The 16,243-nt window shown below is 33.5% G+C and carries 19 protein-coding genes; all 19 read right to left on the bottom strand.

The genetic code is table 11. The features are described 5' to 3' along the window. Window positions 1-14: 14 nt before the first annotated feature. The gene (gene atpD / locus AC2FB1_RS05225) at window positions 15-1,427 is read right to left on the bottom strand and encodes a F0F1 ATP synthase subunit beta (protein WP_490674229.1); all 1,413 of its coding nucleotides are present in this window, start codon (window positions 1,425-1,427) and stop codon (window positions 15-17) included. Window positions 1,428-1,448: 21 nt separating this feature from the next. Beyond that, window positions 1,449-2,315 (bottom strand): ATP synthase F1 subunit gamma, encoded by an 867-nt coding sequence (gene atpG, locus AC2FB1_RS05220; protein WP_490674228.1) that lies wholly within the window; start codon window positions 2,313-2,315, stop codon window positions 1,449-1,451. 31 nt (window positions 2,316-2,346) lie between these two features. Next, the gene (gene atpA, locus AC2FB1_RS05215) at window positions 2,347-3,855 is read right to left on the bottom strand and encodes a F0F1 ATP synthase subunit alpha (RefSeq protein ID WP_490674227.1); all 1,509 of its coding nucleotides are present in this window, start codon (window positions 3,853-3,855) and stop codon (window positions 2,347-2,349) included. 18 nt (window positions 3,856-3,873) lie between these two features. Next, the gene (locus AC2FB1_RS05210; protein WP_490674226.1) at window positions 3,874-4,413 is read right to left on the bottom strand and encodes a F0F1 ATP synthase subunit delta; all 540 of its coding nucleotides are present in this window, start codon (window positions 4,411-4,413) and stop codon (window positions 3,874-3,876) included. Further along, window positions 4,413-4,943 carry a F0F1 ATP synthase subunit B gene (locus AC2FB1_RS05205; protein ID WP_490674225.1) on the bottom strand — a complete coding sequence of 177 codons (531 nt, stop codon included), beginning with the start codon at window positions 4,941-4,943 and terminating at the stop codon, window positions 4,413-4,415. The genes AC2FB1_RS05210 and AC2FB1_RS05205 overlap by 1 nt, the downstream gene beginning before the upstream one ends. An 86-nt stretch (window positions 4,944-5,029) precedes the next feature. Further along, window positions 5,030-5,242 carry a F0F1 ATP synthase subunit C gene (gene atpE, locus AC2FB1_RS05200; protein ID WP_002448651.1) on the bottom strand — a complete coding sequence of 71 codons (213 nt, stop codon included), beginning with the start codon at window positions 5,240-5,242 and terminating at the stop codon, window positions 5,030-5,032. A gap of 32 nt (window positions 5,243-5,274) precedes the next feature. Further along, the gene (atpB, locus tag AC2FB1_RS05195) at window positions 5,275-6,000 is read right to left on the bottom strand and encodes a F0F1 ATP synthase subunit A (RefSeq protein WP_002448665.1); all 726 of its coding nucleotides are present in this window, start codon (window positions 5,998-6,000) and stop codon (window positions 5,275-5,277) included. 28 nt (window positions 6,001-6,028) lie between these two features. Continuing rightward, window positions 6,029-6,376, bottom strand: coding sequence for an ATP synthase subunit I (locus tag AC2FB1_RS05190; protein WP_490674224.1), 348 nt, complete (start codon window positions 6,374-6,376; stop codon window positions 6,029-6,031). Window positions 6,377-6,523: 147 nt separating this feature from the next. After that, entirely contained in the window at window positions 6,524-7,669 is a 1,146-nt protein-coding gene (gene wecB, locus AC2FB1_RS05185) for a non-hydrolyzing UDP-N-acetylglucosamine 2-epimerase (RefSeq protein WP_490674223.1), read from the bottom strand. A 20-nt stretch (window positions 7,670-7,689) separates the two neighbouring features. Continuing rightward, window positions 7,690-8,319, bottom strand: coding sequence for a uracil phosphoribosyltransferase (upp, locus tag AC2FB1_RS05180; RefSeq protein ID WP_490674222.1), 630 nt, complete (start codon window positions 8,317-8,319; stop codon window positions 7,690-7,692). 24 nt (window positions 8,320-8,343) lie between these two features. Further along, entirely contained in the window at window positions 8,344-9,582 is a 1,239-nt protein-coding gene (gene glyA / locus AC2FB1_RS05175; RefSeq protein WP_490674221.1) for a serine hydroxymethyltransferase, read from the bottom strand. 24 nt (window positions 9,583-9,606) lie between these two features. Continuing rightward, window positions 9,607-10,131 (bottom strand): TIGR01440 family protein, encoded by a 525-nt coding sequence (locus tag AC2FB1_RS05170; RefSeq protein ID WP_490674220.1) that lies wholly within the window; start codon window positions 10,129-10,131, stop codon window positions 9,607-9,609. 109 nt (window positions 10,132-10,240) lie between these two features. Continuing rightward, window positions 10,241-10,657 (bottom strand): low molecular weight protein arginine phosphatase, encoded by a 417-nt coding sequence (locus tag AC2FB1_RS05165; protein WP_490674219.1) that lies wholly within the window; start codon window positions 10,655-10,657, stop codon window positions 10,241-10,243. Continuing rightward, window positions 10,654-11,694, bottom strand: a complete 1,041-nt coding sequence (locus tag AC2FB1_RS05160) for an L-threonylcarbamoyladenylate synthase (protein WP_490674218.1) — start codon at window positions 11,692-11,694, stop codon at window positions 10,654-10,656. Before AC2FB1_RS05160 ends, AC2FB1_RS05165 begins: the two co-directional genes overlap by 4 nt. Window positions 11,695-11,778: 84 nt before the next feature. After that, window positions 11,779-12,615 (bottom strand): peptide chain release factor N(5)-glutamine methyltransferase, encoded by an 837-nt coding sequence (gene prmC / locus AC2FB1_RS05155; protein ID WP_490674217.1) that lies wholly within the window; start codon window positions 12,613-12,615, stop codon window positions 11,779-11,781. After that, window positions 12,602-13,678: a peptide chain release factor 1 gene (prfA, locus tag AC2FB1_RS05150; protein WP_490674216.1), complete on the bottom strand. Its 1,077-nt coding sequence runs from the start codon at window positions 13,676-13,678 to the stop codon at window positions 12,602-12,604. The genes prmC and prfA overlap by 14 nt, the downstream gene beginning before the upstream one ends. Further along, window positions 13,678-14,277, bottom strand: a complete 600-nt coding sequence (locus AC2FB1_RS05145) for a thymidine kinase (RefSeq protein ID WP_490674215.1) — start codon at window positions 14,275-14,277, stop codon at window positions 13,678-13,680. The genes prfA and AC2FB1_RS05145 overlap by 1 nt, the downstream gene beginning before the upstream one ends. A gap of 174 nt (window positions 14,278-14,451) precedes the next feature. Next, window positions 14,452-14,709 (bottom strand): type B 50S ribosomal protein L31, encoded by a 258-nt coding sequence (locus AC2FB1_RS05140; RefSeq protein ID WP_490674214.1) that lies wholly within the window; start codon window positions 14,707-14,709, stop codon window positions 14,452-14,454. A 115-nt stretch (window positions 14,710-14,824) separates the two neighbouring features. Beyond that, window positions 14,825-16,141 carry a transcription termination factor Rho gene (gene rho, locus AC2FB1_RS05135; RefSeq protein WP_490674213.1) on the bottom strand — a complete coding sequence of 439 codons (1,317 nt, stop codon included), beginning with the start codon at window positions 16,139-16,141 and terminating at the stop codon, window positions 14,825-14,827. Between the last annotated feature and the right edge of the window lie 102 nt (window positions 16,142-16,243).

Genomic DNA, 16,243 nt, shown 5'->3' with positions numbered 1-16,243 from the left:
ACCTCCTAATTAGTTTAAACTTCAACACCCATATCTTTAGCTTTAGCAATAACATCATCCATACTTCCAACTAAACGGAATGCATCTTCAGGAATATGGTCATATTTACCATTTAAGATATCTTTAAAGTTCGTCACAGTTGTTTTAACTGGAACATAAGAACCTTTTTGACCAGTAAATTGTTCAGCCACATGGAAGTTTTGTGATAAGAAGAATTGAATTCTACGGGCACGTTCTACCGTTAATTTATCTTCTTCAGATAATTCATCCATACCTAAAATTGCAATGATATCTTGTAATTCTCTGTATTTTTGTAATGTTGATTGAACTTCACGTGCAACTTCATAATGTTCTTGACCAACAATAGATGGCTCTAAAGCTCTAGAAGTTGAAGCTAATGGGTCTACCGCTGGATAAATACCCATTTCAGTTAATTTACGTTCTAAGTTTGTAGTAGCATCTAAATGTGCGAACGCAGTTGCTGGCGCTGGGTCAGTATAGTCATCGGCAGGAACGAATACTGCTTGGATTGAAGTTACTGAACCTTTATTAGTAGATGTAATACGTTCTTGTAACTGACCCATTTCAGTTGCTAATGTTGGTTGATAACCTACAGCTGAAGGCATGCGTCCTAATAATGCTGATACTTCAGAACCAGCTTGAGTAAAGCGGAAAATATTATCAATGAATAAAAGTACGTCTTGACCTTGTTCATCACGGAAATATTCAGCCATTGTCAATGCTGATAAAGCAACACGCATACGCGCACCTGGTGGCTCATTCATTTGTCCAAATACCATGGCAGTTTTATTGATAACGCCACTATCACTCATTTCATAGTATAAATCGTTACCTTCACGAGTACGTTCACCTACACCAGCGAATACGGAAATACCACCATGCTCTTGAGCGATATTGTTGATTAATTCTTGAATTAATACGGTTTTACCTACACCGGCACCACCGAATAAACCAATTTTACCGCCCTTAATATAAGGTGCTAATAAATCTACAACTTTGATACCTGTTTCAAGAATTTCTACTTCAGTAGATAATTCATCAAAATTAGGTTGACGACGATGAATAGGATCACGTCTTACAGAACTATCTATTTTTTCATTTAAATCAATTGTTTCTCCTAAAACGTTAAACACACGCCCAAGCGTTTCTTCACCTACAGGAACACTAATATCTTTACCAGTATTCACAACTTGCATACCACGTTGAACGCCATCAGTTGAATCCATTGCAATAGTACGAACAACATCGTCACCTAATTGCAATGCAACTTCTAAAGTTAATTTGAATGTGCCATCGTTTTTAGGTACTTCAATAATTAGGGCATTATTAATTTCAGGTACTTCATTATGTTCAAATCGAACGTCAATTACAGGACCCATAACCTGAGTTACACGGCCATTACCCATGTTATTTCCTCCTTTAAAATATTATTCAAGTGCGGCAGAACCACCAACAATTTCTGTAATTTGTTGAGTGATTTCAGCTTGTCTTGCTCTATTATATTGTAATGATAAGTCATCAATAAGTTCAGTTGCATTATCAGATGCATTTTTCATTGCAGTCATTCGAGCTGCATGTTCACTAGCTTTAGCATCAAGAATCGTTCCATAAATTAAACTTTCAACATATTGTGGAAGAATAACTTTTAAGATTGAGTCTTTATCTGGTTCAAATTCATATGAAGACATTTGACCTTGGCCTTGACTAGAATCTTCTTGAGATAATGGTAGAACTTGTTTAACAGAAGGTTTATTTTCAAGAACACTAACATAGTGACTATAATAAATCTTAAGTTCATCAATATGTTCTTCACTGAATAAGTCAATTGCATGCTTTGCGATAGCTTGTATTGATTTAAATGAAGGTTGATCAGGTACATCAACAAGTGAACTTTCTACTTCATAACCTCTATTTTTAAGGAAATCAACACCAGATTGACCTAAAACAATAATGCTATACTCATCACTATTTGTATGTTTTTCTTTAATGTCATTGATTAGTCGTTTAAGCACATTCGAACTATAAGCGCCCGCTAATCCTTTGTCACTAGTAATGACTAAGTAACCACCGCGTTGAATATGTCTTGGTCTTAACATCGGATGATTTGAATTTTTACTTGCTCCTGCAATAGCAGTTATCGCATCTTGCATTTTTTCCATATAAGGTTCGAATTGCTTGGTATTTTTTTCAGCTCGACGTAACTTAGAACTTGAAACCATGTTCATTGCTTTGGTAATCTGTTTCATTTTTTTCGTCGATTTAATACGACCATCTATCTCTTTAAGAGAAGCCATTATCTCACCACCTTTTTGATTTAAAGTTTAGTTACTCAGACTTACTAAAACTTTTCTTAAATTCATTAATAGCTGTTTCAAATTTAGCATCATCTGGAAGCTGACCAGTTTCTCTGATTTCTCCTAATAATTCTGAAGCATTTGATTTAGACCAACTATTTAATTCATCTTCAAAACGTGTAATGTCTTCTACAGGAATGTCATCTAAATAACCTTTTGTTAAGGCATAAATAATTAACACTTGGTTTTCAACAGGAAGTGGTTTATTTTGATCTTGTTTTAAAACTTCAACCGTACGTTTACCACGTTCTAATTTTCTAGCAGTATATTCGTCTAAATCAGAACCAAATTGTGCAAATGATTCTAACTCACGATAAGATGCTAAATCTAAACGTAATGTACCAGCAACTTTTTTCATTGCTTTAATTTGTGCTGAACCACCAACACGTGATACAGACTGACCAGCATTAATCGCAGGTCGTACACCTGAGAAGAATAAATCAGATTGTAAGAAAATTTGTCCGTCAGTAATTGAAATCACGTTAGTTGGAACATATGCAGAGATATCCCCAGCTTGTGTTTCAATGATAGGTAAAGCAGTAATTGAACCGCCACCTAGTGCATCGCTTAATTTAGCTGCTCTTTCTAATAATCTACTGTGTAAGTAGAAAACGTCACCTGGATACGCTTCACGACCTGGAGGTCTGCGTAATAATAATGATAATTCGCGATAAGCCGCTGCTTGTTTAGTTAAATCATCATATACAACAAGTACATTTTTTCCATTAAACATGAACTCTTCACCCATTGTTACTCCTGAATAAGGGGCGATGTATAATAATGGTGCTGGTTCCGCTGCTGATGCAGATACAACGATTGTGTAATCTAATGCGCCAGCTTGACGTAATTTTTCAACATTTGCACGTACTGTTGAATCTTTTTGACCAATTGCTACATAGATACAAATTGTATCTAAGCCTTTTTGGTTTAATATTGTATCAATACCAATCGTTGTTTTACCAGTTTGTCTATCACCAATGATTAATTCACGTTGTCCACGACCAATTGGTACTAATGCGTCAATCGCTTTAATACCAGTTTGTAATGGTTCATCAACTGATTTACGATCCATAACACCTGTTGCTTTTTGCTCAACAGGGCGTGTCTTAGTTGCATTAATAGGACCTTGTCCATCAATCGGTTGACCTAATGGATTCACAACACGCCCGATAAGTTCTTCACCTACTGGCACTTCCATGATACGGCCAGTACGTTTAACTTCGTCGCCTTCTCTAATTTCAGTATAAGGTCCTAAGATTACGACACCCACATTTGATTCCTCAAGGTTTTGTGCTAAACCAAGCACACCATTTGAAAACTCTACAAGCTCACCAGCCATACAATCATTTAATCCGTGAATTAATGCAATACCATCACCAATTTGAAGGACGGTACCTACATCATCAACAGACATTTCTGACTCATAGTTTTCAATTTGTGAGCGAAGTAATGCACTGATTTCTTCAGCTTTGATGGCCATCTATGTCACTCCTCTTTTTTAATTAACTCTTTTAAATTTACGCTCAATTTGTTCTAAATCATTTTTTACACTACCATCTAATACAGTAGTCCCCACTTTTGCTCTAAAACCGCCGATTAAGTTAGGGTTAATTTTAGTTGTGATATGTACTTTAGACAATTTAGTTTTGTTAAGAATTACACTTTCAATGCGAGATAATTCTTCTTCATTCAATTGATATACAGATTCAACCAAAGCATCACCTTGATTATAATGGCGGTCATAAAAATATTTGAATTCTTTAGATATAGAATGAATAAGCGCTAAATGATGATTATTTGCTAAAATCATTAGCATATTTTTTAAGTAATAATTCGCATCACCAAATACAATACCTACAAATTTACGTCTTTCAGAAGCAGGTTGGTTAGGATTTGAATCAATTGCTTTTAAATCATCAGTATATTTTAAAGTTGCATTACTAACTTCTTGCAATTCTTCATACATTAAATCTAATCGATTTTTATCAATAGAGACATCAAATAAAGCTTTAGCGTATTTTTTAGCTACATCTGCCATTATTTATCGCCTGCCTCTTTAAGATACTTATCAACGAGACCTTTTTGATCTTGTTCTGAAATTTCTTTTTGTAAAACTTTAGAAGCAATTAAAACTGACAACTCAGAAACTTGATTATTAATATCTGCAAGCGCACGTTCTTTTTCACTATTGATTTCACTTTGAGCTGTTTCAATCATACCGTTTGCACGTTCATGCGCATCTTTAATAATGTCTTCATGTTGCTTACGTGCTTGAATTCTTGCATCTTCAAGAATACTATGAACTTCATCTTGTGTTTCTTTAAGTGTCTTTTTATTTTCTTCTTCAAGTTTTTGTGCATTCAATTTTGCTTGTTCAGCTTCGTCAATATCTCTATTGATATCGCGCTCACGTTTATCCATTACTTCTTTCAATGGACCCCAAGCAAATTTTTTCAATAACGCCAATAGGATAATAAATGTAAAAATTGTAACAATTGTTGTTCCCCATTCAACGCCACCTGTAGCTGCACCTAAAACAAATGAATTAGTTAATGCGTTCACTGGCATTTGACACTCCTTTCATTATTAATCATCACTTTGCCACTAAATAAAACGAATGGCGAAGATCAAAGAGACTTCGCCTCGAAAATTTTTTATCTGAATAATGTCATGAATGAGATAACAACGCCAATGATTGGTAATGCTTCAACTAAACCAATACCAATGAACATAATACTCATTAATTGACCACGTGCTTCTGGTTGACGTGCTACACCTTCAACTGTTCTTGAAACAATAAGACCGTTACCGATACCAGCACCTAATGCTGATAAACCGATTGCAATTGCTGCTGCGATTAAACCCATATTAATAATTCCTCCTAAAATGTTTGTTTATGTTAATGTGCGTCCGCAACTTTATGGGACATGTAAACCATAGAAAGCATAATAAAGATATATGCTTGGATTGTACCAACAAAGATTGAGAATCCTTGCCATATAATTAAGCCAGGAATACTAATTATCCAGCCCCAGCCGTTTTGGAAAAACAAGCCAGCTAATAGAGATAATAGTAACTCACCAGCGAAAATATTACCGTAAAGACGTAAACCTAGTGTTAATGTTGAAGAGAATTCTTCGAAAACATTAATAATTGCTAATGGCCAGAAAGGTTTAAAGTAATTACCAACATATGCTTTTGTTCCACGCATTTTAACACCATAGTAATGTGTTAATAAAATCATCATCGTTGACAACGTCAATGTTACTGTCGCGTCAGCAGTTGGAGATTTCCACCATAAATAATGATCATGTGTAACAATTGCAAATGGTAAACCTAGCATATTGGCAACAAAAATAAACAAAATTAATGTCACTGCTAAGAAGTGAAATTGACCACCTTTTTTCCAAGCCATGTTACTCTCAATAATACCTCTTACAAAATCGAAAATCCATTCGATAAAGTTTTGTTTGCCACTAGGTCTTTTCTTAAGATTACGCGTACAAACAATAGCTATTATAAAAACAATAATAGCAGTAATAATAAGCATCATAATACTTGCTAAGTTGAAAACAATATCAAATCCAAACACATTCCAACTTACGAGTGGGGATTTGTGATCCATGTACTCACCTCTTTCTGTATATAGTTTACTATTTTAGCAAGAGAGGGCGTAAAATGATTAATACATAAGAAATCATAAGGCCTATCATTATACCAATGATATTTACATTCTCTTTGAAGACAACCCATACTATACATGCAATAATTGCGACTAAGTATCTCCATACATTGCCTGTAGAAATATGTATATTATCTGGATGTTTAGCCTTAGAAAGATATATTTCAAAAATGTATGTATTGATTAGTGACCCAATCGTCCCAACTATTAAGCCTAATAAAAAAGAATTAGGTTTAATAAAATACAAAATACTTAACAATATTAAAAAATAAATGTAATATTGAATGAATTGTCTTAATATGATGCTGAACCGTTTCATTCTTTGTGCCTCCAAAACTTATGACAATCATGGAAACCGTTCCACTCATACAAATTTAATAATAATATAGGGTAATTTATGTGTCAATTCTATTCAAATTGTTGTTAAATTTAACATGGTTATTGTCATAAAATGTTCACAAATTGATTAATAATTTTTTGACTTTTCAAATTCTTTAGGTATTTCTTTTGTTATTCCTAAGTAATATTTAATACTTTCACATATACGTTCAGATGCTTTCCCATCTCCATATGGATTTTGAGCATGTGCCATATTATTATAAACTTTTTTATTCTTTAATAATTTCCTAATTTCTTGATACACATTGTTATACTCTGTACCAATTACCTTCAATGTTCCAGCTTCTACTCCTTCAATTCTTTCAGTTACATCTCTAAGTACTAAAACTGGTTTATTTAATGAAGGTGCTTCTTCTTGAATACCTCCAGAATCAGTTAAAATTAAGTAAGCTTGATTAGCGAAATTATGAAAGTCAACAACATCTAATGGTTCAATCAGCTCTATACTTGGGTGGTTCTCTAAATAAGTGTAAGATAGTTTTCTAACTTCCGGATTCATATGTAAAGGAAAAACTACTACAACATCTTCAATGGTATCAACGATATCTCTGACTGCTTTAAAAATATGTTCCATAGGTTTTCCTATGTTTTCTCTACGATGAACGGTCAACAATACAATTCTTTTATTTTTATGCTTCTCTATCAACTCAGAAGTATAATTTTTATTAATTGTAAAATTTAGTGTATCAATAGCAGTATTACCAGTAATCACTATTGATCTTCTATCTTTATTTTCTTGAATTAGATTGTGTCTCGCACCAATTGTAGGAGCAAAGTGTAAATCGGCAATGTTACTCACCATCTGCCGATTTACTTCTTCTGGAAAAGGCGCGTATTTATTTCCACTTCTGAGACCCGCTTCCACGTGGCCTACAGATGTATGATTATAGAATGCTGCTAATGCGCCAGAAAAAGTGGTTGTTGTATCTCCATGAACAAGTACCATATCTGGGCATTCTTTTTTCATAATTTGCTCAAGTTGAATAATAGATCTAGCTGTTATTTCTGAAAGACTTTGTCCTTTTTTCATGATATTCAAATCATGATGTGGTTTTATATTGAATGTTTTTAAAACTGAATCAAGCATTTCTCTATGTTGAGCAGTTACAACAATAATTGGTTCTAGCACTGAATCTTTTTCAAGTGCTTTAACTAAGGGTGCCATTTTAATTGCTTCTGGTCTTGTACCAAAGACTGTCATAATCTTTCTCATAATATTTACTCCTATAGTACTTATTTAGTACCAAATAATCTATCCCCAGCATCTCCTAAGCCAGGTGTAATATATGCTTTATCATTAAGTTTCTCATCTAAAGCTGCAATATAGATATCAACATCTTCATGCGCTTCTTGCATTTTTTCAACGCCCTCAGGTGCGGCAATTAAGCACATAAAACGAATATTCTTTGCACCTCGTTTTTTTAGTGAATTGATTGCTTCGATTGCTGAAGCACCTGTAGCTAACATTGGGTCAACAACTATAATTTCACGCTCATCGATATCTTGAGGTAATTTAGCAAAATACTCTACTGCTTTTAATGTTTCAGGATCACGATACAATCCAATATGTCCTACACGTGCAGCTGGAACTAAACTTAATACACCATCTGTCATACCTAAACCTGCTCTTAAAATAGGTACAATTGCTAATTTTTTTCCTGCTAACCGTTTTGCTGTCATAGTTGTTACAGGGGTTTCAATTTCTACGTCTTGCAATTGTAAATCCCTTGTAACTTCATATGCCATTAGCATACCCACTTCATCGACAAGTTCTCTAAATTCTTTTGTTCCGGTATTTTTATCACGGATGTAACTCAATTTATGTTGAATGAGTGGGTGATCAAATACGTGTACTTTACTCATATTTCATTTCCTCCAATTATGTTGTTATTCATATAGCGGATATTTTTGAGTTAATTGTTTTACTCTATCACTAGCTTCTTCTAATTTTGCTTCGTCATTTGAATTTTTTAATGCTGTACTGATAATTAAAGCTACTTCTTTAAATGCTTCTTCATCAAAACCACGTGTTGTTGCAGCAGGAGTACCTAGTCTAATTCCACTTGTAACAAATGGTTTTTCTTGATCAAAAGGTATTGTGTTTTTATTACATGTAATACCAATTGAATCTAATATTTCTTCAGCTTGTTTTCCAGTTAAATTAACTGATTGTTTTACATCTACTGAAACTAAATGGTTATCTGTGCCCCCTGAAACAATTCTAAATCCTTCGTTTTGAAGCGTTTCAGCTAAAGTTTTAGCATTTTTAATGACTTGTTCTTGATACACTTTGAAATCTGGTTCTAAAGCTTCTCCAAAAGCAACAGCTTTTGCAGCGATAACATGTTCTAGTGGTCCACCTTGTATTCCAGGGAATATTGTCTTATCTATATCTTTTTTATACTTTTCCTTACAAAGAATCAGACCTCCACGTGGTCCTCTCAATGTTTTATGAGTGGTACTTGTAACAAAGTCTGCATATTCTACAGGATTAGGATGTAATCCAACAGCTACTAAACCTGCAATATGAGCCATATCAACCATTAATTTAGCACCAACTTCATCAGCAATTTCTTTAAATTTCTTAAAATCTAGTTGTCTAGAATATGCTGATGTACCAGCTACAATTAATTTAGGTTTATGCTTCTTAGCTAATTCACGAATTTCTTCATAATTAATTCTTTCAGTTTCTTTATCAACTCCATAATCGACAAAATTATAAAATTTACCACTGAAATTAACTGAAGCACCGTGTGTTAAATGACCACCATGACTTAAATTCATTCCAAGCACAGTATCTCCCATCTCTAAAGCAACTAAATATACTGCCATATTAGCTTGAGAACCCGAATGTGGTTGTACATTTGCATGCTCAGCTCCAAATAAAGCTTTGATACGTTCAATAGCAATAGTTTCTGTAACATCAACGTATTCACAACCACCATAGTAGCGACGTCCTGGATAGCCTTCTGCATATTTATTTGTCATTACAGATCCTTGTGCTTCCATTACTGCTTCTGAAACAAAGTTTTCTGAAGCAATGAGCTCAATGTTATTGTTTTGACGGTTGTATTCATTTTGAATCGCTTCATAAATAATGTGATCTTGTTCCTTAATATAAGACATATGTTCCCCTTCTTCCTTTAGAACTTATTCATATTTCGCTCTTTCTCCACCAATTTTTTTTGGTCTTGAAGTAGCAATCGTAACTATAGCTTCACCAATTTTTTTTACGCTTGTTCTTAACGGTACACAAACATGATTAATGTGCATTCCAATAAGCGTCTGACCAATATCAATACCTTTAGGCACTTTTATATACTCAATAACTATTGGATCTTTCATATGCTGATAGGCATATGTAGCAAGACTTCCTCCTGCATGAACATCTGGTACAACTGTTACTTCTTCCATAGTAAATGGATTATAATCTTCACGCTCAATTGTAATCGCTCTATTGATGTGTTCACAGCCTTGAAACGCAAATGAAACGCCCGTTTCACGTTTTATACGTTCTAATTCATTAAAAATAGTTTCAGCAACTTCCATTGACCCAACTGAACCTATCTTTTCACCAATTACTTCAGAAGTTGAACATCCTATCACACAGATTTCATCTTTTTTAAAAAAAGATTGTGCTTTCAATTCATCTAGTAAAGTTGTAAGTTCTTGCATATTATTTCACCTCACTTGCAAAAATAAAAAGAAGCATAGCAGACAAGCTATACTTCTTTATTATACCTTATTTATAACTCTACTTATACTATTAGCGTAATATTTCTCTTTATTCTTCGTGTTTCAATTTGCTAATAAGAGAGTATAATTGATTAAATGTTTGACGATAGGTATCTATGCTACCACCGAATGGATCACCTATTTCACCCGATTCAGACACATATTCACATAATGTATATATGGGATAATTTGTGCCATATTGTTTAATTAACTGATTTTTATGATTATTAGTCATTGTTAAAATCAAATCACTTTTTAAGTCGTCTTGACTAAATATTTGAGATACAGAAGGTTCTGGTAATTTATTTTCTAAAATAATTTCTAGTGCTTCAGGAGTAATGGATTGTCCATTCATTGCAAATAATCCACGTGATTGGATAGAATCATTAGGTAAAAGTGCTGTAGCTATACTTTCTGCAATTGGACTTCTACAAGTATTTCCAGTACATACAAATGTTATTTTCATAATTCTCTTCCTTTAACTATTTGATTACCTGTTGCCTTTATCATTCGGTTCATTACTGCTTCAGAACCTTCAATGTTATCAAAAGCATATATGAATGCTTTTTTTATTCGTTCATCATCATCAATATCATGTAAAATTTTATATAAGTTATGATTAGCCCCTCTAATATCTCTTTGATTTTCGCAAAGAGAGATAAATATACAATCTTTAGGTACATACTTTTTCATACTAGAAGGTAAAACAAATGCTAACCCTGATTCATTTAACTCAGAAATAGGTTGTATAAACTCAGTTAACATATATACAGGTGTTTTAGGTGCATAGTGTTTATATTTCATACCTGGTGCTATGGGATGTTCTAATTGATTATAATCATATTGAATAACGCTACCGGGTACCACGTGATTAAGCATTGTTTGAGTAATTGATCCTGGTCTTGCTATTCTAAAAGGAAATTGTGTGCAATCTAAAACTGTACTCTCCAAGCCTTCTTCACTTTGATCGCCATTCACAATACCATCTATTTTTCCATTTAAATCATTATAAACATGTTGAAATGTCGTTGGAGAAGGTCTTCCACTTATATTTGCACTAGGTGCTGCAATGGGCAAGTCGACATATTCTAATATTGCTCTTCCAATCGGATGACTTGGCATTCTTACAGCAATAGAATTAAGCCCACCTGTCACTTTTTCACATAAGTATCCTTGTTTTAAAGGAAGAATAAACGAGATTGGGCCAGGCCAAAATGCATTCATTAATTGCTTGGCTTCCTTAGGAATAATTGATACAAATGAATCCATTTGTGATTGCTTGTAAATATGAACAATAAGTGGATTATCAGACGGACGTCCTTTAGCTTTATAAATGTTTTCTACTGCCTGTTCATTTTTAGCATTTGCACCTAAACCGTAGACTGTTTCAGTAGGTATCGCAATTAGACCCCCATTCTCATAAATAGTTTTTATTTCTGCTAATTGAGAAAACGCTTGGAGATCTTGACTATACTCTTTCATATTCCATATTTTTGTTTTCACTTTTATCACACCTTTCACATGTGTGGAGTTATTAAAGAAAAAGAAGTGGGTTAGAAAATAATACCTTTCTTTCCCACTCCACTTTTACCATTTAAATGAAATCATCCTATTTAATCCATTAATATCTTTCAAGAGATTTACATTGATATGCGGATATTTATTTATAATACGTGTTTTTAATATTTCTCCTTGACTATATCCTATTTCAAAAGTGACATAAGCCCCTTTATTAAGTACTTTGGGTAAATCGTCTAGAATCGTCTCATAAATCTCATATCCTTCATCCTCAGCGAATAAAGCAATATGTGGTTCATACTTTACTACTGTATCTTCCATATCTTTCATCTCAGTTTGATCAATATAAGGAGGATTTGATATTAGACCATCTAGTTTTATATTTTCTTTGATAAGTGGTTTAAGGGCGTTACCTTTTAGAAATCTGATATCCGCTTTTAATTGATGTGCATTATCAGATGCTATCTCTAGAGTTTCTTCGATAAGATCTGTGCCTATTACATTTAAAGTCGGATTTAGTTTTTTAAGTACAATTGCAATCGCTCCACTACCTGTTCCTATATCAGCAATTGTACTTCCATCCTTACAATGCTCTAAAAAATGAAGCATGACTTCCTCTGTTTCTGGACGTGGAATAAGACAATGAGCATTTACTTTTAATTGATATCCATAAAATGATTGAAAACCAACAATATATTGAATGGGCTCTCCTAGTAACATTCGGTCTAATGCAAGTGAAAATTTTGCTTCTTCAGCTTGAGACATCTCATCATACATATGCATTAAATAATCTGTCCTAGACCATTTAAATAAGTCTAACATAAGCCATTCCGCTCTAGATTGCTCAAACCCTTTTTCTTTAGTTAATTCAATCGCTTCTTGTAAGGTATCTTTAAAGCTCGCCATTATTTAATTCTTTCAGTTTTTCAGTTTGCTCAGAAAGTGTTAATGCATCAATAATTTCTTCTAATTTACCTTCCATAATTTGGTCAAGCTTTTGTAAAGTTAAGCCAATTCGATGGTCTGTCACACGACTTTGAGGATAATTATAAGTTCTTACACGTTCAGAACGATCTCCTGTACCTACAGCCGATTTACGTTGAGCTGCATATTTTTGTTGTTCTTCTTGTAATTTCATATCATATAATCGCGCTTTTAATACTTTTAATGCTTTTTCACGGTTTTGAATTTGTGATTTTTCTGAAGACGTTGCAATGATACCAGTTGGAATGTGAGTAATACGCACAGCAGAATCTGTTGTATTAACGTGTTGTCCACCAGCACCACTTGAACGGTACGTATCAATTTTTAAGTCTTCATTACGCACTTCAATTTCTACATCTTCAACTTCAGGTAATACAGCTACAGTCGCTGTAGAAGTATGAATACGTCCACCAGATTCTGTTTCGGGCACACGTTGTACACGATGGGCACCGTTTTCAAATTTCAACTTACTATAGGCACCATTACCTGAAACTGAAAAACTGATTTCTTTATATCCGCCATGATCACTTTCTGTCGCTTCAACAATTTCAGTTTTGAAATTTTGAGATTCCGCATATCTTGTATACATTCTTAATAAGTCACCTGCGAAAATAGCTGCTTCGTCTCCACCAGCAGCTGCTCTAATTTCGACAATAACATCCTTTTCATCATTTGGATCTTTAGGAATTAATAAGAATTTAAGTTGTTCTTCTAATTCTGGCAGTGTACTTTTTAATCCTGATGCTTCTTCTTTTAACATTTCAATTTCTTCTTTATCATCTGTTTCAGTAAGCATTTCATCTATTTCTGCTACTTCTTCTTTTTTATTTTTATAATCTCTATAAACATCTACTGTTTTCTGTAAATCTGCTTGCTCCTTAGAATATTTTCGTAATTTATCTGGATCGTTAACGATTTCTGGATCACTTAACATTTCATTTAACTGTTCATATCTTTCTTCAACAATACCTAATTGATCAAACACTACATTTCCTCCTTATCATTTATGCTAGGTGCTACAATATGGTGTGCTCTACATCTTGGCTCATAACTTTCATTTGCCCCTACTAATATAATAGGATCATCAATTCTTGCTGGTTGTCCATTGATTAAACGTTGTGTCCGACTTGAAGACGAACCACATACTGAACAAACGGCTTGTAATTTCGTTACTTGTTCACTTACAGCCATAATTTGAGGCATTGGTTCAAAAGGTTCACCTCTAAAGTCCATGTCTAACCCTGCTACTACAACTCTATGCCCCTCTTCTGCTAGCTTTTCTACTATATTTACAATTTCATTGTCAAAAAATTGAATTTCATCTATACCTATGACATCAAATTGAGATAAATCTTGTAATAGTATTTCTCTAGCTGTTGTAATATTAATGGCTTCTAGCTCATTACCATCATGTGATACAACTTTCTCTTTATGATACCGGTCATCAATAGCCGGTTTAAATACGATTACTTTTTGTTTAGCATAAATTCCTCTTCTTAATCGACGGATTAATTCCTCAGATTTTCCACTAAACATACTTCCAGTAATGCATTCAATCCAACCAGAATGGTAAGTTTCATACATTATAAGTTCCACCTTTTTCAAAAACATAATCGCTTAATTATATCATATTTTGGATTATAATAAATGAGTTTATTACTGGGTTATTATTGAAGAAATTAATTAATTGTTTTAAATATAAAAAACACCTGCTTAATTCTATACATCATAGATTAGGCAGGCATTTTAAATTCAAAATTAATTGTTGTTTGATTTGAGACCAAACTTTTTGTTGAAACGTTCCACACGACCATCCGCAGCAGCGAATTTTTGACGTCCTGTGTAGAATGGATGTGAATCAGATGATACATCTAAGCGAATAACTGGGTATTCTTTACCATCTTCCCATTCCATTGTTTCTGAAGAAGTTTTAGTTGAACCACTTAAAAATTTAAAGTTCGTTGTTGTATCTAAAAAGATGACTTTGTGGTAATCAGGATGAATTCCTTGTTTCATTTTTTTCAGCTCCTTTGCCCTGAACCATCTGGAACAGAGTTATTTGTGAGTTTTTACCCAATACTGTGTAATTATAATAGTTATTGAAAGAAAACGCAACCCTCTATTAAATATTTTAGATAATTGGTTTTCCTGTTTTTGTGCTTTCAGCAGCTGCCTTTTGTAATTGCTCAAAAAATTCTTTGTTATTTTCTGAACGTTTTAACTTTCTTATAAAACGCTCCGTAAAATCAGTAGAATCAGTAAACATATTTCTAAGTTGCCATAATGAATCTAATTCAGCTTTACTAATTAATAATTCTTCTTTACGAGTAGAACTACGGCCGATATCAATAGCTGGGAATATTCGACGTTCGGATAATTTACGATCAAGATGAAGTTCCATATTACCTGTACCTTTGAACTCTTCATAAATCATATCATCCATACGTGAACCTGTATCTACTAGAGCTGTTGCTAAAATAGTTAGACTACCACCTGCTTCAATATTACGAGCAGCACCGAAAAATGCTTTAGGCTTATGTAAGGATGCTGGATCCAAACCACCTGACAATGTTCTACCACTAGGCGGAATAACAAGGTTATATGCTCTTGCTAAACGCGTAATAGAGTCCATCAAGATAATAACATCTTGTCCTATCTCTACAAGACGTTTTGCTCTTTCTAATAATAACTCTGCTACCTTAACGTGGTGTTGAGGAGGTTCATCAAAAGTAGAATGTACTACTTCTGCTGACTCTACTGAACGTTCTATATCAGTTACCTCTTCAGGTCGTTCACCTACTAATAATATAAATAATTTAGCGTCTGGTTTATTTGTACTAATTGCATTTGCAATTTCTTTAAGTAATGAAGTTTTACCAGCTTTAGGAGGAGCGACAATAAGACCACGTTGACCTAAACCAATTGGAGTAACTAAATCCATAATTCGAGTAGAATAATTTTGAGGCGCTGTTTCAAGAATAATTCGTTCCTCTGGGTATAACGGAGTAAGTGCTTGGAAATGAGGACGTTTTTTTACAACTTCTGCATTTTCATCATTAACAAAGTCAACTTGTAGAAGTCCATAGTATTTTTCATTGTCTTTAGGCTTTCGTACTTTTCCAGTTACTTTATCGCCTCGCTTAATTTCAAAACGTCTAATTTGACTAGCTGATATATATATATCTTTTTCACCTTTAGAATAATTAACAGTTCTTAAGAAACCATATCCATCAGGTTGTATATCATCTAAAACACCCTCCATATAGTAATTTCCATCTTTTTCCATTTGAGCTTCCATAATTGCCAAGACAAGCTCACTTTTATTCAATTTACTATAATTAGTTAGTTTTAATGATTTTGCTTTTTGCGTAAGTTCTTTTGTCGTATAATTTTTATACAATTCATGAAAAGATTCATATTGTGGTGATGTTCGTTCTCTCTCAGGCATAAATTGCACCCATTTCTTATATTTTTATAAAAATCATCTAGCTACTATCTTTGTCAAATCATCTAAATGATAATAACTTAAATGTTTTAAACGTTAGCATCT

The organism is Staphylococcus sp. CoH_129_LAB_1, assembly GCF_058191515.1.
Note: the sequence above shows the minus strand (reverse complement) of the source record. Positions and strands in the feature narration are given on the sequence as shown.

Bases quoted from the DNA above. Each gene is read 5' to 3' on its own strand.
- AC2FB1_RS05210 (WP_490674226.1), bottom strand. From the start codon at position 4,413: ATGGCAGATGTAGCTAAAAAATACGCTAAAGCTTTATTTGATGTCTCT.
- atpB (WP_002448665.1), bottom strand. From the start codon at position 6,000: ATGGATCACAAATCCCCACTCGTAAGTTGGAATGTGTTTGGATTTGAT.
- AC2FB1_RS05165 (WP_490674219.1), bottom strand. From the start codon at position 10,657: ATGAAAATAACATTTGTATGTACTGGAAATACTTGTAGAAGTCCAATT.
- atpE (WP_002448651.1), bottom strand. From the start codon at position 5,242: ATGGGTTTAATCGCAGCAGCAATTGCAATCGGTTTATCAGCATTAGGT.
- atpA (WP_490674227.1), bottom strand. From the start codon at position 3,855: ATGGCCATCAAAGCTGAAGAAATCAGTGCATTACTTCGCTCACAAATT.
- atpG (WP_490674228.1), bottom strand. From the start codon at position 2,315: ATGGCTTCTCTTAAAGAGATAGATGGTCGTATTAAATCGACGAAAAAA.
- prmC (WP_490674217.1), bottom strand. From the start codon at position 12,615: ATGGCGAGCTTTAAAGATACCTTACAAGAAGCGATTGAATTAACTAAA.
- atpD (WP_490674229.1), bottom strand. From the start codon at position 1,427: ATGGGTAATGGCCGTGTAACTCAGGTTATGGGTCCTGTAATTGACGTT.
- upp (WP_490674222.1), bottom strand. From the start codon at position 8,319: ATGAGTAAAGTACACGTATTTGATCACCCACTCATTCAACATAAATTG.
- AC2FB1_RS05205 (WP_490674225.1), bottom strand. From the start codon at position 4,943: ATGCCAGTGAACGCATTAACTAATTCATTTGTTTTAGGTGCAGCTACA.
- rho (WP_490674213.1), bottom strand. From the start codon at position 16,141: ATGCCTGAGAGAGAACGAACATCACCACAATATGAATCTTTTCATGAA.
- wecB (WP_490674223.1), bottom strand. From the start codon at position 7,669: ATGAGAAAGATTATGACAGTCTTTGGTACAAGACCAGAAGCAATTAAA.
- AC2FB1_RS05145 (WP_490674215.1), bottom strand. From the start codon at position 14,277: ATGTATGAAACTTACCATTCTGGTTGGATTGAATGCATTACTGGAAGT.
- AC2FB1_RS05140 (WP_490674214.1), bottom strand. From the start codon at position 14,709: ATGAAACAAGGAATTCATCCTGATTACCACAAAGTCATCTTTTTAGAT.
- AC2FB1_RS05190 (WP_490674224.1), bottom strand. From the start codon at position 6,376: ATGAAACGGTTCAGCATCATATTAAGACAATTCATTCAATATTACATT.
- AC2FB1_RS05170 (WP_490674220.1), bottom strand. From the start codon at position 10,131: ATGCAAGAACTTACAACTTTACTAGATGAATTGAAAGCACAATCTTTT.
- glyA (WP_490674221.1), bottom strand. From the start codon at position 9,582: ATGTCTTATATTAAGGAACAAGATCACATTATTTATGAAGCGATTCAA.